General features: G+C 60.3%; 17 protein-coding genes. 5 read left to right on the top strand and 12 right to left on the bottom strand.

Annotated features, from left to right (window positions below):
• Nucleotides 1-532 precede the first annotated feature (532 nt).
• The 8 genes from AACS18_RS14615 to AACS18_RS14580 form a co-directional block, all read right to left on the bottom strand.
• Entirely contained in the window at nucleotides 533-1,288 is a 756-nt protein-coding gene (locus tag AACS18_RS14615; protein WP_108612547.1) for a substrate-binding periplasmic protein, read from the bottom strand.
• A gap of 139 nt (nucleotides 1,289-1,427) precedes the next feature.
• Nucleotides 1,428-2,174 (bottom strand): substrate-binding periplasmic protein, encoded by a 747-nt coding sequence (locus AACS18_RS14610; RefSeq protein WP_108612546.1) that lies wholly within the window; start codon nucleotides 2,172-2,174, stop codon nucleotides 1,428-1,430.
• Nucleotides 2,175-2,304: 130 nt separating this feature from the next.
• Nucleotides 2,305-3,051, bottom strand: coding sequence for a substrate-binding periplasmic protein (locus AACS18_RS14605; protein ID WP_108612545.1), 747 nt, complete (start codon nucleotides 3,049-3,051; stop codon nucleotides 2,305-2,307).
• Between the two features lie 71 nt (nucleotides 3,052-3,122).
• Entirely contained in the window at nucleotides 3,123-3,641 is a 519-nt protein-coding gene (locus tag AACS18_RS14600; protein ID WP_108612544.1) for a GDYXXLXY domain-containing protein, read from the bottom strand.
• Complete coding sequence (locus tag AACS18_RS14595; protein WP_108612543.1) at nucleotides 3,638-4,642, bottom strand: DUF4401 domain-containing protein; 1,005 nt, start codon at nucleotides 4,640-4,642, stop codon at nucleotides 3,638-3,640. Before AACS18_RS14595 ends, AACS18_RS14600 begins: the two co-directional genes overlap by 4 nt.
• A complete protein-coding gene (locus AACS18_RS14590; protein WP_108612542.1) occupies nucleotides 4,635-5,573 on the bottom strand; it encodes a DUF2157 domain-containing protein in 939 nt (312 codons plus the stop codon). The genes AACS18_RS14595 and AACS18_RS14590 overlap by 8 nt, the downstream gene beginning before the upstream one ends.
• A 188-nt stretch (nucleotides 5,574-5,761) precedes the next feature.
• Entirely contained in the window at nucleotides 5,762-6,319 is a 558-nt protein-coding gene (locus tag AACS18_RS14585) for a TMEM165/GDT1 family protein (protein WP_005337386.1), read from the bottom strand.
• Nucleotides 6,320-6,578: 259 nt separating this feature from the next.
• Complete coding sequence (locus AACS18_RS14580; RefSeq protein WP_108612541.1) at nucleotides 6,579-6,908, bottom strand: translation initiation factor; 330 nt, start codon at nucleotides 6,906-6,908, stop codon at nucleotides 6,579-6,581.
• A gap of 119 nt (nucleotides 6,909-7,027) precedes the next feature.
• On the opposite strand from AACS18_RS14580, the gene AACS18_RS14575 reads away from it, so the two are divergent.
• The 3 genes from AACS18_RS14575 (at nucleotide 7,028) to AACS18_RS14565 (ending at nucleotide 9,890) form a co-directional block, all read left to right on the top strand.
• Entirely contained in the window at nucleotides 7,028-7,255 is a 228-nt protein-coding gene (locus AACS18_RS14575) for a FeoA family protein (RefSeq protein ID WP_005337384.1), read from the top strand.
• 128 nt (nucleotides 7,256-7,383) lie between these two features.
• The gene (gene feoB, locus AACS18_RS14570; RefSeq protein WP_108612540.1) at nucleotides 7,384-9,654 is read left to right on the top strand and encodes a Fe(2+) transporter permease subunit FeoB; all 2,271 of its coding nucleotides are present in this window, start codon (nucleotides 7,384-7,386) and stop codon (nucleotides 9,652-9,654) included.
• Entirely contained in the window at nucleotides 9,651-9,890 is a 240-nt protein-coding gene (locus AACS18_RS14565) for a FeoC-like transcriptional regulator (RefSeq protein ID WP_005337382.1), read from the top strand. The genes feoB and AACS18_RS14565 overlap by 4 nt, the downstream gene beginning before the upstream one ends.
• 94 nt (nucleotides 9,891-9,984) lie before the next feature.
• Here the strand turns inward: AACS18_RS14565 and AACS18_RS14560 are convergent, their stop codons facing one another.
• Both AACS18_RS14560 and AACS18_RS14555 read right to left on the bottom strand, forming a co-directional pair.
• Nucleotides 9,985-10,635, bottom strand: coding sequence for a DUF2913 family protein (locus tag AACS18_RS14560; RefSeq protein WP_108612539.1), 651 nt, complete (start codon nucleotides 10,633-10,635; stop codon nucleotides 9,985-9,987).
• A 98-nt stretch (nucleotides 10,636-10,733) separates the two neighbouring features.
• On the bottom strand, nucleotides 10,734-12,029 hold the full coding sequence (locus tag AACS18_RS14555) for a DEAD/DEAH box helicase (RefSeq protein WP_005337380.1): 1,296 nt from the start codon (nucleotides 12,027-12,029) through the stop codon (nucleotides 10,734-10,736).
• Nucleotides 12,030-12,315: 286 nt separating this feature from the next.
• On the opposite strand from AACS18_RS14555, the gene AACS18_RS14550 reads away from it, so the two are divergent.
• On the top strand, nucleotides 12,316-12,894 hold the full coding sequence (locus tag AACS18_RS14550) for an O-methyltransferase (RefSeq protein ID WP_108612538.1): 579 nt from the start codon (nucleotides 12,316-12,318) through the stop codon (nucleotides 12,892-12,894).
• A gap of 78 nt (nucleotides 12,895-12,972) precedes the next feature.
• Here AACS18_RS14550 and AACS18_RS14545 read toward each other — a convergent pair whose 3' ends face one another.
• Together AACS18_RS14545 and gltB are read right to left on the bottom strand one after the other, a co-directional pair.
• Entirely contained in the window at nucleotides 12,973-14,388 is a 1,416-nt protein-coding gene (locus AACS18_RS14545; protein ID WP_108612537.1) for an FAD-dependent oxidoreductase, read from the bottom strand.
• 12 nt (nucleotides 14,389-14,400) lie between these two features.
• A complete protein-coding gene (gene gltB / locus AACS18_RS14540) occupies nucleotides 14,401-18,858 on the bottom strand; it encodes a glutamate synthase large subunit (RefSeq protein WP_108612536.1) in 4,458 nt (1,485 codons plus the stop codon).
• A gap of 611 nt (nucleotides 18,859-19,469) precedes the next feature.
• Here gltB and AACS18_RS14535 point away from each other — a divergent pair.
• Complete coding sequence (locus AACS18_RS14535; protein WP_042083735.1) at nucleotides 19,470-20,399, top strand: TIGR01212 family radical SAM protein; 930 nt, start codon at nucleotides 19,470-19,472, stop codon at nucleotides 20,397-20,399.
• The last annotated feature ends 269 nt before the right edge of the window (nucleotides 20,400-20,668 follow it).

Genomic DNA, 20,668 nt, shown 5'->3' with positions numbered 1-20,668 from the left:
TTTCCAAAGTCACTCGCCAAGCCGCGCAGCGGCGGCGAAACCCCGTCGAGGACGGAGTCCTCGCGTCCTGCATGGCGAAGCCATGCCAAATACCTTGTTGCAGGGCAAAGACGTTACCGACCCCCTCACCCTAGCCCTCTCCCGCAAGGGGAGAGGGGACGGTTACCGCGGACGATTACGCTTCGCTAATCGACCCTACGCTAAAGTCGCTACCGCCCCTGACTCTCGCTACCAGATTGCGCCGTTGACCATTGATCTCGGAAAAGGGGTCAACAGACGCCCATCGCCATATTACGGAGCCAGAGTGGTCTTATCTATGGTTTTGATGGGCTAACTATCAGAAAAGAGTGATTTTTTGCGCTGGCACAAACTTTTATTAATTGGCGATTAGTTGTTGGTTGTCGGGGCTTGGAGCTGGCAGGGCGGTGGGGTGACGCCGCGAGAGGCGTGCAAACTGTAAAAAGAGGGGCGCGCAAACGGTAAAAAGCGAAGGGGCCCGCGGTGGGCCCCTTGTTGTTGGCGCTCGATGCCGCTATTTGGCGGCCGGGGTTGGGAAGTATTTGCTGTGCAGCAACGGGTATTCGATGCTCGCCAGCACCTGAGTCAAGCCGGTCTGGAACTCCTTGACCAGCTCGTCGCTCACCGGATGGCTAAAGGCGAAGCAGAACTGCTCCGAGCTCAGTACCCACTGCTCCTTGAAGCGGGCGGGGTCGAGTTTTTGTTCGACGATCAGCTGCTCCATGGTGGTCTTGTTGGTGGAGACCAGATCGACCCGGCCGGAGGTGAGCATCTTGAGCGCCTGTGCCAGCCGGTTGGCGGCCATCAGTTTGGTTTCGTCAAAGCCGTTGTTGAGCAGCAGTTGCTCCCCCACATCGGCTCGCACCGCCCCGATATTGAACGCCTTGGCATCGTCGAGCTTGGTAATGGTGATATTGCGATCGGCCAGCCCCACCAGCACGATCTCGGCATACCCGATGGGGCAGGCCCACTTGAACAGGGGATCCCGCGCCTGGGTGCGGGCGGTGGAAAAGAGCACCGCATTGGGCTTTTGGGTCAGCAGGTAGTAACCGCGCGCCCACGGCATGATGGTGATGGGCTGCGCCGGTGTATTGGTCTTTTTCCATACCAGTTGCAGCAGTTCGACCGCGAGGCCGGTGGGGGCGCCGCTGGCATCGGCGTAGTTGTAGGGTTTGTACTCTTCGGTGATGTAGTGCAGTTTGCCGAGCTCAGGACTCGCCTGTGCGAGGGTGGCCAGCAGCGCTCCGGCCAATCCAATCCATGGTTTCATTTTTGCCATCCTGATCAAGGGAATATCTGCTCAAGTGTGACCAAGCTGACCGATTTCGCCAAGGCGATGGAGCATGTTTGGCAAAAAAGCACGGGTGCACAGTCCCATCCCGCGCCCTATGACGGTGGCGATCAGGGCGTTAGCGCAGCGGCAGGTATTTGGCTTGCAGGGCCGAGAAATCCGCCGAGGCGACGACGTGGGTCAGCGCCTGCTGAAAGAGGGCGACCTCGCTGTCGGGCACCTGACGGCTGAAGGCGTAGCAGAGCGGTCTGGCATCCAGCACGAAGGCGACATGAAAGTCATCCGGCTTGAAGCCGAGCTGCTGCAGGGTTTGATAGCCCGCCAGCTTGTTGGTCGCAAACAGATCGGCGCGACCTGAGGTGAGCATTTTGGCCGCCTGGGTGAGGCGGTTGGCCAGCATCAGCTGGCGCTCATCGATACCGCGTTCGAGCAGCAGCTGTTTGGAGACGGTGGAGCGCACCACGCCGACCTTGTAGTGGCTGATTTCGGCCACCGAGCCGAGGGTGATGTTGTCCGCCTTGCGCCCCAGCAGCACAAACTCCGAGTGATCGATGGGGCAGGCCCACTTGAAGAGTGCTTCCCGCTGCGGGGTGCGGGCGGTGGCAAACAGCACCACATTGGGTTTTTGTTGCAGCAGATTGTAGCCCCGGGCCCAGGGCATAATGCGGATTGGCTGGGGCGACACGCCCCGCGCTTTCCAGATAAGCTGCATCAGCTCTACCGACAATCCGGTCGGCATCCCTTGCTGGTCGCTGAAATTAAACGGGGGAGAGATTTCGCTCAGATACTCGAGTTTGCCCGGATCGGCCTGCGCGAAGGTGGCCCACAAGAGCAGTAGCAGATGAGGTAGGTGCCATGTCCGCACGGGAAAGATCCTTCGCAATCAACTATGTAGCCCAGTTTGACTGCTTGTGGCGGGAATAGCTAGCCACCTCTATTGCATCTTTCATCAATAAAATGGGCAGCGAACTGCTGCCCATCGGGTGAGTGAGTGCTCAGCGCACCGGCAGGTATTTGGCCTGCAATTTGCGAAACTCTTCCGAGGCGAGGGCGCGGGTCAGGCTCTGCTGAAAGAGGGTGATCTCGCTGTCGGGTACTTGACGGCTGAAGGCGTAGCAGAGCTGCTCGGCGCTCAGCACCATGGCCACGTTGAAGTCGTCGCTGCTCAGCTTCAGTTCGCGGATGGCGTCATATCCCGCCAGCTTGCTGGTGGCGAGCAGATCGGCGCGGCCGGAGAGCAGCATCTTCAACCCTTGCGACAGGCGGTTGGCCGGGATGATGTTGTTGTCATCCATGCCGTTGTTGAGCAGCAGCTGCTCGGCGGCATCCGAGCGCACCGCGCTGATCTTGTACTGGCTCATCTGATCGAAGGCGGTCAGGGTGATGTTCTGCGCTTTGCGGCCCAGCAGTATGTACTCCGAGTAGCCGATGGGGCAGACCCACTTGAAGAGATCCTCCCGCGCCTGGGTGCGGGCGGTGGAGAAGAGCACCACGTTGGGCTTCTGGGTTAGCAAGTAATAACCTCGCGCCCAGGGCAGGATGCGCACCGGCTGGGGTGTCACGCCGCTGTGTTGCCAGATCATCTGCAGCAGATCGACCGCAAGGCCGGTGGGCTGGCCTTGCGGATCGCTGAAGTTGTAGGGGGGGTACTCTTCGGTGAGGAACTCGAGCTTGCCCAGATCAGCCCGGGCCGTCGAGGCCCAGCAGAGCAGCAACAGATGACAGATCAGCCATATCCTCATTGGGAACATCCTTAGCGATCAACCTTCCCTTGAGTGTGACCATGAACAGAGTAAATAGCCACTCACGGCCGTTACCAGCGGGCGCGGGTCTGCCCGATGGGCTGGTAGGCCTCATCCCGCAGCCCCACCAGCAGGGTCTTGCCATCCGCTTGCAACCGGAACTCGCCGTAGCGGGCCGCTTCGTACTGCTCCCCCGTGCCCTCTTCAAAGAAGTAGGCATCGGGGCCGATCTGCCACTGCCGCTCGCTCTGGTGCACTTGCAATAGCCGCTCATCGCTGGCGAGCCGATCCGGTTTGCCATCGGCCACCAGACTGGCCACCTGATGGGCATCGAGGCGGATCACCAGGGTGTCGCTGCCCTTGTCTTGAGTCGCACGGGCGTCGCGGCTGGTCAGCTCGCGGGCAATTTCATAGTTGAGCCGCATGTAATCCCCCTGCATCAGGGAGCGGGGATCGACCGGGGCGAGCCGCAGCAGCACCACTTCGCCGCTGCTCATGGCGTACTCATAGCGCCAGACGGTGGCATTGATGCCTGCCAGGATGGCGAGGCCGCTCAGCAACAGGGCGAGCTGTCGGGTGACGGGTTTCATGAGTCGCTCCTTGCCGCGAAGGTGGTGAGCAGCTGGCGGGCCCCCAGCAGCAGGATGCCGGAGCCCAGCAGCAACCAGGATTTGGTCATCAGGGTGAGCCCCAGATCGTAGTAATAGAGGGAGCCATAACCGAGCAGCAGCAGGGCCGAGAGGGTCATCAGCCCCAGACTGCCAGCATAGAAGCCGAGGATCAGCACCAGTGCGCCCGCCCCCATGCCGGGGATGATGGCGCTGATCAGCACCAGCGGCAGGCCAAACAGCAGGGGGAGCTTGAGTTTCACCATCACCGCCAGCAGCAGGGCGGCGCAGAGCAGGGGATTGAGCCAGTGCGGCAGGCGCGATAGCCCCAGTTCGTCCAGCACGCTGCTGCCGCCGTCCCAGAGCGGGTGGTGCAGACGGCCCAGCACCAGCAGAGAGAGAGCCAGCCCCAGCGTGATGGAGTGGTAGAGCTGGTGGCGCTCTGGATCCCTATCTGCCCGCAGCCAGCAGAAGGTGATAGCCGCCATCACCAGCGGCAGGGCCAGCAGTTGCAGCCTGAGGCAGGCGAGGCCAAGGGTGAGCAGCAGGGCCGCCGCTACGCTGTGAAACAGCCGCACCAGCCAGTGATCGAACAGCACGGCGATGGTGAGCGAGAGCAGGGCAAGGCCGAACCAGAGCAGGGCGTGATGATAGTCAATCTGATCGATCAGGCCATAGAGCAGCCAGGCATCAGCCGCCAGGGTAAGGGCCAGCACGAACTGATCCCAGAGATCGCCGCTTTGGCTGCGATTGAGGGCGTAGGCCCCCGCCAGCAGCACAGCCCCCAGCAGCAGGGCACTGTTGGCCTCGCGGGTCAGCTGCTCGAAGGTGAGAAACAGGAAAAAGAGCAGGAACAGGGCGGCAATCCAGCCCACCAGCCCGAGCAGAAAGCGGCTCGACCAGTGGGGCTGGTTGTTGCGGGGCATCTCCCCCTCCACCAGATTGGCCTGTTGCAGCGTTTGCCAAAGGGTCAGATCACTCATGAGACCTCCGTTGTTGTTGCAGCCAGCGGGCGGCGGTGACCGAAAGGCCGATGGCAAACAGGCTCAGCAGCAAAAAGCCGTTGATGTCGGGCTCCATCCACTTGCCCAGCGCCGCGAGGATGACGGCAATCAGGCTGAGGCACCCCATGGCGAGTCCGGCGATAAATCTGTGATGCCAAAGGGCATAGGCCGCAGCGAGCCAGCCAAGCCAGAGCGGCCACACCAGCGGGGAGGCTGCATCAAACAGCGCCAGCAGGGTGAGCAGGGTAGCTCCCAGACCCGCGGCCAGGCCCGCCAGCCAGCTTGGCATCAGGCGCCAGCGGGTCGGTGCCAGCAGAAGCAGACCCCAGAGGGCGGCGTTGAGCAGGGTCAGGCACCAGCCCAATCCCTCTTCATCGAAGGTAAAGAAGAACGTGAACAGGCCGAGCTGCCAGTAGAGCACCAGCGCCAGCTGACCGAGCAGCCAGCTCAAGGTCCAGAGCAGGGGGCTTTGGCCAAATACCGCCAGTGGCACCAGCATCAGCGCCCAGGTGGCGAACAGCTGCCAGGGATCGGCGCCGGTCTGGTAGGTTTGACCCACCAGCGCCAGCAAGGCGCCGATATTGAGGGCGATGGCGAGCAGCAGCGCCTGACGGGGGGTATCCCCCAGCGGTTTGCACCACAGCAGAAGCAGCATGGCGAGCAGCGGTGCCTCCAGCAGGGCGAGGCGGGAGACCCGGCCCAGCTCTTGCCAGTTGAAGGCGACGAAGAAGATGAGGCCAGCCCCGATGCAGAGGGCTCCGAGCCAGAGCAGCAGCCGGTCAAACAGCCACTGCCAGCGCGCCGGATGGGGGGGAAGATCGGCGAGGGTCAGGGCGTCCACCAGCTTCTCTGGCGCCAGCCGTCCCTGTTTGACCCATTCGAGAAGTGTCTCTCTTGATACGTTGTGCATGGGGGGACTCCACGAGGTTTGCCCCATTATGGCATGAGGCACCCGCAACCGTGCACTGCCCCTTGGCTCTACGGTAGGTGGTTGCGACAGCGGGTTACGTAACAAACAACGCAGCAAACCAAGCAACAAATAAAGCAGCAAACAAAAAAGCCCTCCGAAGTGGAGGGCTTGGTCAGCGGAAAAGGCGATCAGGCAAAGATCAGGGTGCTCACCCCGAGGCCGACGAAGAGGATGGCGCAGGCGATGCGGATCCCCTTGAGCGGCAGCTTGTCTGCCCCCAGCTTGCCGATCAGCACCACCGGCACGTTGGCCAGCATCATGCCGAGGGTGGTACCGGTAATGACCTGTACCAGCGAGTCATATTTGGCGGCCAGCAATACGGTGGCAATCTGGGTCTTGTCGCCAATTTCGGCAATAAAGAAGAGCACGAAGGTGGCCATAAAGGGGCCGTATTTATCCAGCGAGCTCTCCTCGTCATCCATCTTGTCCGGCACCAAAATCCAGATCGCCATGGCGATAAAGGCGATGGCGACCAGCCAGGTCATTATCTTGGGATCGAGCCAGCGGCTGATGAACTCACCAATCCAGGCAGCGCCCGCATGGTTGAGCAGGGTAGCCGCCAGCATGCCGGCGATGATGGGCCAGGGCTTGCGAAAACGACAGATGAGCAGCAACGCCAACAGCTGGGTTTTATCGCCGATTTCGGCAATAGCGACGCTGAGGGTTGAGGTTAACAAGGCTTCCATAAAAATGACCGGGGGACGGAATTGTTATAAACCAAAGACAAGCCTGCGCCATCCGTCCCCGGTATTGGCACTGGCCCGTCAAAGGTCTTGTCAAATCCATGGCTGGCATGGATCACCCTGACCATGGTGATTTGGCACCAAGTATGTTGATCAGGGTCGCAAACCGATATTCATGCAATGGATGGCACCGGCGTGCGAGACTACTCCCCCTCGATGGGAGCGGGCATTCTAGGGAAAAACCGCATGAGTGACAAGGGGATCAGCCACCCACCAGCTTGACGCTGAAACCGGCTTTCTCCAGCTCGGTTTTGATCAGGTCCCGTTTATCCCCCTGGATCTCGATTACCCCTTCCTTGATACCACCACCGGTGCCGCACTTTTTCTTGAGCAGGGTGGCCAGGGATTTTTGCTGATCGGCGGGTATGCCATGAATGGTGATCACCCCGGCACCCTTGCGCCCCTTGGTCTCGCGGCGAATGCGCACGGTGCCGTCGGTGGGGAAGGGGGAGGCAGATTGGGGAGCGCTCTGCTCCTTGATCATGCCGCCATCTGTGCTGTAAACGAGGCGGCTGTTGTTGTCGTGACTCATGGCAATACTTTATGGGTTAGCTAAGCGGAGTTTGATTTTACTCAAATAAAAGTTGAAGACACAGCTTATAATGCCCCAAGTAAAAGCGAATTATTATTGTTTAACTTCAGGAGTCAGTCATGGTACTCACGCAGTTGTCACCGGGACAGAGTGCTCGCATCAAGAATATGAATCAGCTCGCCCGGCCGCTGCGCCGCAAACTGATGGTGATGGGCCTGTTGCCCCAGACTGAAGTCATCTATCTGCGCTCCGCCCCCCTGGGGGATCCGCTCCAGATCCAGTGCCAGGGGATCTGTCTCTCCATGCAAAAGAGTCTGGCCCAGCAAATAGAAGTCGAGCCGGTATAACCCGCTGCTCGGCTGCCGCTCCGGTCAAGAAAGTCACCGGGAGCGGTTCAGAGACAAGAAGTCGAACCTGCAAAGCGGCTTGCCACACGCACGCGGTGGGTTCAGAAGAAAAAAGAGGTAGAGCTGGTATGAATTATTCTCTGGTAACGGTAGGTAACCCCAATAGTGGCAAGACCTCCCTGTTCAACGCCCTGACCGGCGCCCGCCAGCAGGTAGGCAACTGGAGTGGTGTCACCGTCGACAAGAAGATGGGTGAGTTCAGCGCGGGTGAGCATCACTTCAAGCTGATGGATCTGCCCGGTATCTATAGCCTGGCCAGTCAGGATGGCAGTCTGGACGAGCAGATCGCCAGCCGCTTTGCCCAGGGCCAACAACCCGACCTGCTGCTCAACGTCATCGACGCCGCCAATCTGGAGCGCTCCCTCTACCTCACGCTGCAACTGCGCGAACTGGGCCTGCCGATGGTGGTTGTGCTCAACAAGCTGGATATCCTGCAAAAGCGCCGCATCGTCATCGACGAGAGTAAGCTCGGCAAATCTCTCGGTTGCCCGGTGGTCGCCCTCTCTGCCCACAACAGCAAGCAGGTTGCTGCCTTCAAGCAGCAGATCCGGCAGTTTATCGGTCAGCCGCAAGCCGCCTTGCAGCTCGATTACGGCCATGAGCTTGAAACCGATCTGGCGGAGCTGGAGACCCTGCTCGCCCCGCATCACCTCACTACCCGTGGCCGCGCCCTGCGCCTGCTGGAAGAGGATGCGGTGATGCAGGAGACCCTGCTGCCCGGTCAGCAGGCGGCCGCCGCCAATGTGGTAGCTCGCGCCCATCAGGGACAGGATATCGACCTGCAACTGGCGGATATTCGCTACGGCCATATCCACCAGTGGGTACAACAGGCTCGTCAGCAGAAGGGCAAGCTCACCGAGGCCCAGAGCGAGTGGCTGGATCGGGTGCTGCTTAATCGCTGGATTGGCATCCCCTTCTTCCTGTTTGTCATGTACCTGATGTTCCTGTTTGCCATCAACGTTGGCAGCGCCTTTATCGACTTCTTCGACATCATGGGCGGCGCCCTGTTTGTCGATGGGGTGCACCACCTGCTGGGGCTGGTCAATGCCCCCGAGTGGCTGGGCGCCATTCTGGCTGATGGCTTTGGCGTCGGTTTGCAGACAGTCGCCACCTTTATTCCGGTGATTGGCTGCCTCTATCTGTTCCTCGCGGTGCTGGAGAGCTCCGGCTATCTGGCCCGTGCCGCCTTCGTGGTGGATGCCCTGATGCGCCGCCTCGGCCTGCCGGGCAAGGCGTTCGTGCCGATGCTGATGGGTTTTGGCTGTACCGTCCCCTCGGTGATGGCGACCCGTACTCTCAACTCCGAGCGGGAGCGGCTGATGACCTCCGCCATGGCGCCTTTCATGTCGTGCGGTGCCCGTCTGCCGGTTTACGCCCTGTTTGCGGTGGCCTTCTTCCCCGAGTCTGGCCAGAACCTGGTGTTCGGTCTCTACCTCATCGGCATTCTGGTGGCGGTGCTCACCGGCCTGTTGCTGCGCAGCACCCTGCTGCCGGGCAAGAGCGACTCCATGCTGATGGAGATGCCGGATTACGAGTGGCCGCGTCCGGTCAACGTTGCCATCAAGACCTGGCAGAAGCTCAAATCCTTCGTCTTTGGCGCCGGTAAAACCATCGTGCTGGTGGTCGCCGTGCTGAGCGTGCTCAACTCCCTGGGGACCGATGGCAGCTTTGGCCATCAGGAGCAGGAGAGCTCGGTCCTGAGCAAAATCAGCCAGGCGGTGACCCCGGTGCTGCACCCCATAGGTGTACGCGATGACAACTGGCAGGCCACGGTCGGTATCGTCACCGGTATCTTCGCCAAAGAGGCGGTGGTCGGTACCCTCAACAGCCTCTACGCCGGTGGTGGCGATGCAGAGGAGGAGAGTGAGTTCTCGCTGGTGGCCAGTTTCCACGAAGCGATCGACGCCGTGGCGGCCAATCTGGCGGAGATCAACCCGAGTGACCCCATGGGGCTTGATGTTGGCAACCTTGACGACCAGAAAGCTGCCGCCGAAGCGCAGGAGGTCGATGTTTCCACCTACGGCAACATGCAGACCCACTTCGACGGGGCGGCCGGTGCCTTTGCCTACCTCTTGTTCGTGCTGCTCTACATGCCTTGCGCCGCCGCCATGGGCGCGCTGGTGCGGGAAACCGGTCGTCAGTGGGCGCTGATGACGGCGGTATGGTGCAATTACATGGCCTTTATGTGCGCGACCCTCTTCTATCAGGTGGCCACTTTTGCCGCTCACCCGGAGCAGAGCCTGTTCTGGATCGTCAGCTATGGCCTCTCTCTGGTACTGCTCTGGTGGGCCGGTCGCCGTCACGGTGACATCGTCGCCCGCAAGGTGGTGACCTTATGATCCTGCGCGAGCTGGGGGATTACCTCGCCGTGCAGCAGAAGGTGAGCCGGCGTGATCTGGCTCGCCACTTCCACACCTCGGAAGATGCGGTGGAGGCCATGCTCGGCGTCTGGATGCGCAAGGGGCGGGTCATCAAGCGTGAAAGCCGTATCTGTGGTGGCAGTTGCTGCGGCAAGAGCGAGGAGGTGATGTTCGAGTGGTGTGACGCGGGCCAGATTGGCATCAAGATCCGCTAAACGACTACCCAACCTCATCACCAAAGATCGAACAATAAAAAACGGCAGATCCTGCGCAAGGGTCTGCCGTTTTTATTGCTGAAAACAGGCGGGATCAGGCGCTCTGGCGAGCCTCGCTCAGCAGTGCCAGCGCCGGTTGGGCGTTGTCCGGCATCAGCCGGTAGGCCTTGTGATGTTTGACCAGGGCGGTTTTCTTGTTGCCCTGGCTCAGCAGCAGGCCGTGCTTGAAGGCTGCCTCGGCCAGCACCTTCTCGTCACCGCGCACATAGAGGGTGAGGGGTTTGACAAGCTCACCGCCCTCGATATGGTCTTCATATTCGCTATGGCTTACCACCAGACTCGCCTGACCGCCCGATTGCAGGCGCAGCTTGGCGTTCACCTCGCTCTCGGTCAGCACCAGCCAGCCTGCCGTTGCCAGCTCCTCCAGCAGATCCGCCAGCTTGGCTCCCAATTGCTGCGGATTGGTCATGGCGCACTGGTACTGGAAGGCGATGCGCTCAAGCAATCCCTTGAGATCGGCGCCCGCACCCAGAGTGCGGCCAAGCTGCACCCAAGCTTTCAAATCTTCCATCACCAGACGGGAGAAGCGCTTCTCCTTGAGGGAGTCGGCCATCCAGGTGCAGAGAAAGTGGCTCTCTTGGGCCGGAGTGCGCTTGCCCGCCTTTTGCTCGGCGGTGCGGGCCAGTTCGGCCAGGCTCTGGGTGGCCATCTCGAACAGGGCCTGATTGTAGGTCGGAGAGGTCATAAGCAATCCTTCAGTTGACCACCAGGGGCCAACACCGATGACAGAGATGGCAAAGGCGCCAGTGGCGCCTTTGCGGTTCAATAGAGCAACTGCCCGCCTTATTTCGGCTGACGGGGCTTCTTGGCTGCAGCCAGACGCTTGAGGCGCTGACCCTGCAGTTTGGCTTCGGCCATCACCTGGGCCACGGCGTTATCTTCACGCTGCGGGCGCTTGCCAAAGCGACGACGCTCTTGCAGCTGTTTGATCAGCTCGTCACGGCTGCTCACCTCATAGCCAGGCACCATGATGCGACGGATCTTCTGGCCGATCAGGGCCTCGATCTCCAGCAGGGTACGCTCCTCTTCACGGCTGACGAAGGAGATGGCCATGCCGCGCTTGCCGGCACGACCGGTACGGCCGATGCGGTGCACGTAATCTTCCGCCAGGAACGGCAGATCGTAGTTGACCACGTATTCCAGATCCGGGATATCCAGACCACGGGCGGCCACTTCGGTGGCGACCAGTACCCGTACCTTGCCTTCCATGAATTCGCGCAGGGCGCGGCGACGGTTGCCCTGGGCCTTTTCGCCATGGACCACGGCGGACTTGATGCCGTCGAGGTTCAGCTCCTCGACCAGCACATCACAGCTCTCGCGGGTACTGGCGAACACCAGCACCTGCTGCCAGTTCTGCTTGCCAATCAGCTCTGAGAGCAGCTCGCGCTTGCGCTTCTGCTCGACCGGATAGACGGTGTGGCTGACGGTGTCGGCAGTGGAGTTCTGCTTGTTGACGCTGACGATCTGCGGTCTGTCCAGCATCAGGTTGGCCAGCTTCTTCACCGCGTCGGAGAAGGTGGCGGAGAAGAGCAGGTTTTGACGGGTCTTGTTGACCGCTTGCAGGATTTTCTGCACATCGGCACTGAAGCCCATGTCGAGGATGCGATCCGCTTCATCCATCACCAGACACTCGACGCCGGAGAGGCTGAGGTTGCAGGCGGTGAGGTGCTCCAGCAGACGGCCCGGGGTGGCCACAATGATGTGAGCGCCCGCTTTGAGCTTCTTGGCCTGCACGTCCTGCTTGCCACCGCCGACGATGGTGATGGTGGTGATATCGAGATACTTGGCGAAGTCATTGATGTTGCTCGCCACCTGAGCTGCCAGCTCGCGGGTCGGGGTCAGGATCAGCACCCGGGCGTTGGAAGGCTGGACCGGCGCCGGATTGTCTACCAGACGCTGCAAGATGGGCAGGGCGAAGGCGGCGGTCTTGCCGGTACCGGTCTGGGCGCTGGCCAGCACATCGCGGCCACGGCGAATGGCCGGGATCGCCTGTTGCTGCACAGGGGTCATCTCCTGATAACCGCAATCTGAGACAGCACGCAAAATCTCGGGGGCAAAATCGAACGATTCAAATCTCATAATGGGTTCCTGTGTTCCAGCTGGGCTGTGTTTGGCTTGGTTAGCTCGGCATGAGCGAGACGGAGGTTGTAACCACCGACGGCTGCGCCTGACATCAAGTCAGAGAGTGAGCCGGAAAATGGCGGGCGCGAAGTGTAACAGATAGACGTCACAAATTCTGCCTCAAATGGTTGTCCTTTTCTCATCCTTTGTGGTGTGAATGGCGGTTGAAAGCAATCATTTGACTCCCAAATGCCAAGCTTAGATGCGTGGCTAACGGTTTTGGGCAAGGACGAAAGGGATATCGATGGAACTGGAACAGTTAAAACGCCAGCTGGAGCAGCTTGGCGAGCGCAATGACAGCATGCAGCAGGCACGCCACCGCAAGCTGCTCAATATCACCCGCGACACGGGGGAGTTGCTGTCAGTGCTGGTGCAGACCCGTGGGGCGCAGGCGGTGCTGGAGATCGGCACCTCCAATGGTTACTCCACACTCTGGCTGGCAGAAGCTGTGCGTCGGCTGGAGGGGCACGTTACCACCATTGAGCTGGATGAGGATAAGCGCGTGCTGGCCCATGACAACTTTCAGCAGGCAGGGTTGGCCCCCTGGGTAACCTTGCTGGCAGGGGATGCAGGCGAGCTGTTACCGACCTTGCCGCAAGCCGGCTATCAGCTCATCTTCCTCGATTCGGATCGTCAGCACTACCGGGCATGGTGGCCGCAGATCCGCCGCCTGCTGGCACCCCGTGGCCTGCTGGTGGTCGACAACGCCATCTCCCATCGCAGCGAGATGGTGGAGTGGATGAACGAGGTCGGGCAGGATCCGGCCTTTGCCACCTCGCTGGTGCCGGTCGGCAAGGGGGAGTGGCTGGTGGTGCGTTTGTAGGGGGTGGGTAGCTACAAAAAATCAGCCCCGCATTGGCGAGGCTGATTGTGAAGCGCATCAGGGTCTTGGTCGGTCGGATCAGACCGCGAGGTAATCCATGATCCCTTCGGCTGCCTTGCGCCCTTCGTAGATGGCGGTCACCACCAGATCGGAGCCACGCACGGCGTCGCCACCGGCGAACACCTTGGGATTGCTGGTCTGGAAGGCATATTCCGCCTGCTCGCGCGCCTTGATGCGATCCCGGTTGTCGAGCTCGATGCCGAACTCCGCCATCCAGGGTTGGGGGTTGGGCTGGAAGCCAAACGCCATCACCACCGCATCGGCAGCCAGCACCTGTTCGGAGCCCTCGATGACCACCGGATTGCGGCGGCCATTGGCGTCGGGTTCACCCAACTCGGTGCTCACCACCTTGATGCCGACGGTGCGACCGTTGGCATCCAGCTCGACCGCCACCGGTTGCAGGTTGAACATAAACTCAACCCCCTCCTCGCGGGCGTTTTTCACCTCCCGCTTGGAGCCCGGCATGTTCTCCTCATCGCGGCGATAGGCGCAGATCACCTTGTCGGCCCCCTGACGGATAGCGGTACGCACGCAGTCCATGGCGGTATCGCCACCGCCCAGCACCACCACCTGCTTGCCGGCGAAGTCGATGTAGTCGGCTTGCGCCTTCTCAAAGCCCAGCAACCGGTTGGCGTTGGCGATGAGGTAGGGCAGGGCGTCATAGACGCCCGGCGCCTCTTCGTTGGCAAAGCCGCCCTTCATGTATTTGTAGGTGCCGACCCCGAGGAAGACCGCATCGAACTCGCCGAGCAGATCGGCGAAGGTGATGTCCTTGCCCACTTCGGTCTCGAGACGAAACTCCACGCCCATCCCCTGGAAGATCTCGCGGCGACGCTGCATCACCTCTTTTTCCAGCTTGAAGGAGGGGATGCCGAAGGTGAGCAGGCCGCCGATCTCCGGATACTTGTCAAACACCACCGGGGTGACGCCGTTGCGTGCCAGCACGTCGGCGCAGGCAAGACCCGCCGGGCCCGCGCCAATGACGGCGACCCGCTTGCCGGTCTTGATCACGTTCGAGAGATCGGGCTTCCAGCCCATCTCGAACGCCTTGTCGGTGATGTATTTTTCAATGTTGCCTATGGTCACCGCGCCGAAGCGATCGTTGAGGGTGCAGGAGCCCTCACAGAGACGATCCTGCGGGCAGACCCGACCGCACACTTCCGGCAGGCTGTTGGTCTGGTGGGAGAGCTCCACCGCCTCCAGAATGCGCCCCTCTTTGGCCAGTTTCAGCCAGTTGGGGATGTAGTTGTGGACCGGACACTTCCACTCGCAGTAGGGGTTGCCGCACTCGAGGCAGCGATCCGCCTGCATCTGTACCTGCGGCTGATTGAAGGACTCGTAGATCTCCACAAACTGGATTTTGCGGATCTTGAGCGGCTTCTTGGGCGGGTCGACCCGCTGGACATCGATAAACTGAAATACGTTCTGGCTCATAGGGTTCCCTCCTTATTGCGCCTGGATTCTGAGTTCTGCACTGGAACGGCTGGTGTGACCCAGCAGCGATTTCACGTCGCTGGACTTGGGTTTGATCAGCCTGAACTTGGGCACATAGGAGTCGAAGTTGGCCAGGATCTCCTCGGCGCGCGAGCTGCCGGTCTCATTGAGGTGCGCCGTGATGATGCCGCGCAGGTGCTCCTGATGGATGGCGAGATCCGCCACGTCCAGCAGTTCCACCAGCTCGGGGTTGGTGCGCTTGGCGAAGTTGCCGCACTCGTCGAGCACGTAGGCAAAGCCGCCGGTCATGCCCGCCGCGAAGTTGACGCCAGTCTGACCGAGCACGGTGACGATGCCGCCGGTCATGTATTCACAACCGTTGTCGCCAATTCCCTCGACCACCGCCAGGGCGCCTGAGTTGCGCACCGCGAAACGCTCGCCGGCAGTGCCCGCGGCGTAGAGTTTGCCGCCGGTGGCGCCGTAGAGGCAGGTGTTGCCGATGATGGCTGCTTCGTGGGATTTGAACGCCACGCCGACATGAGGCTTGATCACCAGCTTGCCGCCGGTCATCCCCTTGCCCACGTAGTCGTTGGCGTCACCGGTGAGGATCATCTCAAGGCCACCCGCGTTCCAGACGCCGAAGCTCTGGCCTGCGGTGCCGTTGAAGTGTACCTTGACCGGATCCGCCGCCATCCCCTGATTGCCGTGACGTTTGACGATCTCGCCCGAGAGGCGCGCACCCACCGAGCGGTCGGTGTTGCGAATGTCGTAGCGGAACTCGCCACCGCTTGAGGTTTCCACCGCTTCCAGCAGATCTTCCACCATCTTGAGGTTGAGCGGCCCCTTGTCGAAAGTGGGGTTGTGCTGCTGGCTGAACAGGCTGGAGCCTGCTGGTGCTACCGGACGGGCCAGAATGCCAGAGAGATCCAGCTTGGCCTGACGGGCGGTGAGGCCGGGCAGGGCTTCCAGCAGATCGGTGCGGCCAATCAGGTCGGTCAGCTGGGTGACGCCGAGCTGGGCCATCAGCTCGCGGGTCTCTTCGGCGATGAACTTGAAGTAGTTCATCACCATCTCCGGCAGGCCGGTGAAGTGCTCGCGACGCAGCTTCTCATCCTGAGTGGCAACGCCGGTGGCGCAGTTGTTCAGGTGGCAAATACGCAGGTATTTGCAACCGAGCGCCACCATGGGGCCGGTGCCAAAGCCGAAGCTCTCGGCGCCGAGGATGGCCGCCTTGATGATGTCGAGGCCGGTTTTGAGACCGCCATCCACCTGCAGCCGCACCTTGTGGCGCAGACCGTTGGCGACCAGCGCCTGCTGGGTTTCAGCCAGACCCAGTTCCCACGGGGAGCCGGCATATTTGACCGAGGTGAGGGGGCTCGCGCCAGTGCCGCCGTCATAACCGGAGATGGTGATGAAGTCGGCATAGGCCTTGGCCACGCCGCAGGCAATGGTGCCAACGCCCGGCTCGGAGACCAGTTTCACCGACACCAGACAGCTTGGGTTGATCTGCTTGATGTCGAAGATGAGCTGGGCCAGATCCTCGATGGAGTAGATGTCGTGGTGCGGCGGCGGTGAAATCAGGGTCACGCCGGGCACGGAATAACGCAGCTGGGCGATCTGGGCAGTCACCTTGTCACCGGGCAGCTGGCCACCCTCGCCGGGCTTGGCCCCCTGAGCCACCTTTATCTGCACCACATCGGCGTTCATCAGGTAGTGGGGGGTGACACCGAAGCGGCCGGAAGCCACCTGTTTGATGCGGGAGTTCTTCTCTGTACCGAAGCGCTTGGGATCTTCGCCCCCTTCGCCGGAGTTGCTCTGACCGCCGAGGCGGTTCATGGCGACAGCCAGTGCCTCGTGGGCTTCAGGGCCGAGGGCGCCGATGGACATGGCAGCGGAGTCGAAGCGGGGGAACAGCTTGTCGGCCGGCTCCACCTGATCCAGCGCGACCGGATTGTCGACCTTCTTCAGTGCCAGCAGATCGCGCAGGGTGGCAACCGGGCGCTCGTTCACCAGACGGGCATACTCCTTGTAATCGGCATAGTTGCCGGAGCGCACTGCGGTTTGCAGGGTCTGCACTACATCCGGGTTGTAGGTGTGGTACTCGCCGCCGTGGACGAACTTGAGCAGGCCGCCGTGGGGGAGGGGCTTGCGCACCAGCCAGGCCTGACGGGCCAGATTGTGCTGATCCTGCTGGATGTCGGCAAAGTCGGCACCCTGAATACGGCTGGAAACGCCACGGAAGCAGGTATCGATCACCGACTTGGCCAGGCCTACCGCTTCGAACAGTTGGGAGCAGCGATAGCTGGCGACTGTGCTGATGCCCATCTTGGACATCACCTTGTAGAGCCCCTTGTTGATGCCGTTGCGGTAGTTGACCATGGCCTGGCGCAGGGACATGGTGAGCACGCCCTCTTCAACCTGTTTGGCCAGGGTTTCGTAAGCGAGATAGGGGTAGATGGCGGTCGCGCCAAAGCCCAGCAGCACCGAGAAGTGGTGCGGGTCACGGCAGCTTGCAGTCTCCACCAGAATGTTGGCGTCGCAGCGCAGGTTGTTGTCCACCAGGGTGCGCTGTACCGCGCCCACCGCCATGGCGGCCGGGATCGGCAGGGTGTCGGCGCTGATATCGCGATCCGACAGCACCAGTAGCACGGTGCCACTCTTTGCGGCGGTTTTTGCCTCCTCGCAGATGCGCACGATGGCCGCTTCCAGCCCCTCTTCGGGCTTGAAGTTGAGGCTGATCACCTGATGGCGGTAGTACTCACCTTCCAGTGCCAGCAGCTGGTGGAAGTCGGAGTAGAGCAGGATCGGTGACTGGAACAGCACCCTGTGGGCGTGGCCGAAGGTTTCGTTGAAGACGTTCTGCTCGCGACCGATACAGGTGGCCAGCGACATCACGTGGTTTTCCCGCAGCGGGTCGATGGGTGGGTTGGTCACCTGCGCAAACATCTGGCGGAAGTAGTCATAGAGGGTACGCGGGCCGGAGGAGAGCACCGCCATCGGGGTATCATCCCCCATGGAGCCCACCGCTTCCTGACCATTTTCACCGAGAACCCGGATGATCTGATCCAGCTCCTCGAAGGAGTAGCCAAACAGCTTCTGATAGGTTTTCAGCTGATCGTCGGAGAACTCGCGGCTACCGGTCTGGCTGTCGTCCATCTGCTCGAACGGCACCAGTCGGGTGCAGTGCTTGTCCATCCACTGCTTGTAGGTGTGGCGGTTCTTGAGATCGTCATCGATCTCGAAGCTGGTCCACACCTTGCCGTTGCTGGTATCCACCACGAACAGCTCGCCCGGGCCGACCCGGCCCTTCTCCAGCACTTCGTCCGGGGTGTAGTCCCAGGTACCGACTTCTGAGGCGAGGGTGATGAACTTGTCTTTGGTGATGACGTAGCGGGCCGGACGCAGACCGTTGCGATCAAGTGCGCAGGTGGCGTAGCGACCGTCGGTCATGACGATACCGGCCGGGCCGTCCCACGGCTCCATGTGCATGGAGTTGAAGTCGTAGAAGGCGCGCAGGTCGTCATCCATGTTCGGATGTTTTTGCCATGCAGGCGGGATCAACAGGCGCATGGCGCGGAACAGGTCCATACCACCGGCGAGGAAGAGATCCAGCATGTTGTCGAGGCTGGAGGAGTCAGAGCCGGTGGTGTTGACGAAGGGGGCCGCTTCCTGCAAATCGGGGATCAGCGGCGTGGCAAACTTGTAGCTGCGCGCCTTGGCCCACTGGCGGTTGCCGGCGATGGTGTTGATCTCGCCGTTGTGGGCCAGATAGCGGAACGGCTGGGCCAGCGGCCAGCGCGGGCTGGTGTTGGTGGAGAAACGTTGGTGGAAGACGCAGATGGCCGCCTGCATACGGATGTCGGCGAGATCCAGATAGAAGCGCGGCAAGTCCACCGGCATGCACAGCCCTTTATAGACGGTGACCAGGTTGGAGAGGCTGACCACGTAGAAGTAGTCATCGTTGACGCGCTTTTCGATGCGGCGACGCACGATATAGAGACGGCGCTCGAGATCCTTGTCGACCCAGCCGGGCGGGGCGTTGACAAAGACCTGTTCAATGCTGGGCAGGGAGGCTTTGGCGATGGTACCCAGTACGTTGGTATCGACGGGCACCTTGCGCCAGCCGACCAGACTCAGGGTCTCTTTTTCCAGCTCTTCGTCGATGATGTCGCGGGTCTGCTGGGCCAATACGGGGTCAGGGTTGAGAAACAGCATGCCGACCGCATAGTTGCGGCCAAGGTGCCATCCTTTCTCCTCGGCGACAGCTCTGAAGAAGCTGTCCGGTTTTTGCAGCAGCAGACCGCAACCATCGCCGGTCTTGCCATCGGCGGAGATCCCGCCGCGGTGCTGCATGCGAGCCAATGCTGACATCGCGAGACGGACAAGCTTGTGGCTGGCTTCCCCTTCCATGTGGGCCAACAGGCCGAAGCCACAGTTATCCCTCTCCAGCTTTGGATCATATAGTGACATTGCATTTCTCCCTTGCTCGGCCTTGCATCGCACAGTCATCACCTGACTGCATAAATTGCGATTGGCTCTTGTGGTTCCGTCTGCCTGACGTGGCGAATCTCCAAACTAATGGGATTTTCTGGCGAGGTCAATCGCAGGTCAGGTTTGTCTTCATGGTTACATTCGCATAACAAAATGTCGGGTTAGGGGGATTCGCTCGCAGTTATGGAGTGTTTATTCTGTGTAGTTTGATTTTGTTGGTTAAATATATCGCCATTGGCGGGCTCAATGGTGCGCTCGGCGACGATGGGCGAATGTAGTAATTTTACCAACCCGATGTGGCCGACAGCGGAAGGGATCACATTTTCAATATCCCATGCTTGCAATTGTGTGCTGTCGGGTCTCTTTGAATTTTTCATTGTTCAACAGTGGGTTATCAGGTCTCATTTTCATATGGATGTTTACTGTTTGAATCGTCAAAGAACTGTAAAAATCCTTTTTTTGCGCTTTTTCTCTATATTTATTCAAAATTGGTCGGGTATTTATATGTTTTACCCTCTCCGCTAGCTTGATCCAGCTCAGCCCCTGTTTTGCGCAAGCTCGTACAATGGCGCTCCTTTAGCGGAGGTGTCATGCAGTTACACGAACTCGTCAATACATTCGGTCAGGATCTCAAGCAGCGTCATGGTCAGAAGATCCACAAACTCTCCATCCACGGGGCCTTCACCTGCCCGAACCGTGACGGCACCCTGGGCCGTGGTGGCTGCACCTTCTGCAACGTATCCTCTTTTGCTGACGAGTCGGCCCAACAACTCTCCGTGGTGCAACAACTGCTGGCTCGCCGGGACGAAGTCACCCGTGCCAAGCGCTATCTTGCCTATTTTCAGGCCTATACCAGCACCTATGCCGAGGTCGAGTATCTGCAGCGTATGTATGAAGAGGCGCTGTCGGTGAGCGATATGGTGGGGCTCTGCGTGGGCACTCGCCCCGATTGCGTACCGGATGCGGTGCTGGATCTGTTGGCGGGCTATCAGGCCCGGGGCTACGAGGTGTGGCTGGAGCTCGGGCTGCAAAGTGCCAACGACAAGACCCTGCAACGGATCAACCGCGGCCACGGTTATGCCGCCTATGAGGATGCGGTAAGACGAGCCCATCAGCGCGGCATCAAGGTATGTGCTCATCTGATCGTCGGCCTGCCGGGCGAAGTGCCGATGGACAGCCTCGATACCCTGCATCGTATCGTTGAGACCGGTGTTGAGGGGATCAAGCTGCATCCGCTTCATGTGGTAGAGGGCAGTACTCTTGGCAAAGCGTGGCAGGCGGGGCGCCTTGAGGTATTGACGCTTGAGCAGTATGTGGAAGCCGCAGTCGCCATGATCCAGCACACACCGCCCGAGGTGGTGTATCACCGGATTTCGGCCTCCGCGCGCCGTCCAACTCTGTTGGCGCCAGCCTGGTGTGAAAATCGCTGGACGGCCATGGCGGACATTGCCAAAGCACTCTCATTGAACGGCCCGCAAGGTCACGCGTTGGGCAGACCCTTCATACTTCCTGACCTATAATTGAGCGCCAGATTATTATTTTTACGTAAAACATAGGGTTATATAAAAAACTTCATACCCTAAACTATAGTTTTGGTACGTGCCGGTTGATATAGTGGTGCGCCATAATAAATGTCATTATCAATTAACTCCGACATTCACCCTGATTGCAGTGTTAGCATGGTGTTGATGAGCCGATTATTTTTACCAATAACGAATCATGCCGCCATTGCTGCTGTGCCGGGAAATTCGGGATGAGTGTTGCTATCTATCTGGACAGGTTTATCCCC

The sequence above is a fragment of the Aeromonas sp. HMWF015 genome, assembly GCF_963878965.1.
Lineage (GTDB): Bacteria > Pseudomonadota > Gammaproteobacteria > Enterobacterales > Aeromonadaceae > Aeromonas > Aeromonas veronii.
Note: the sequence above shows the minus strand (reverse complement) of the source record. Positions and strands in the feature narration are given on the sequence as shown.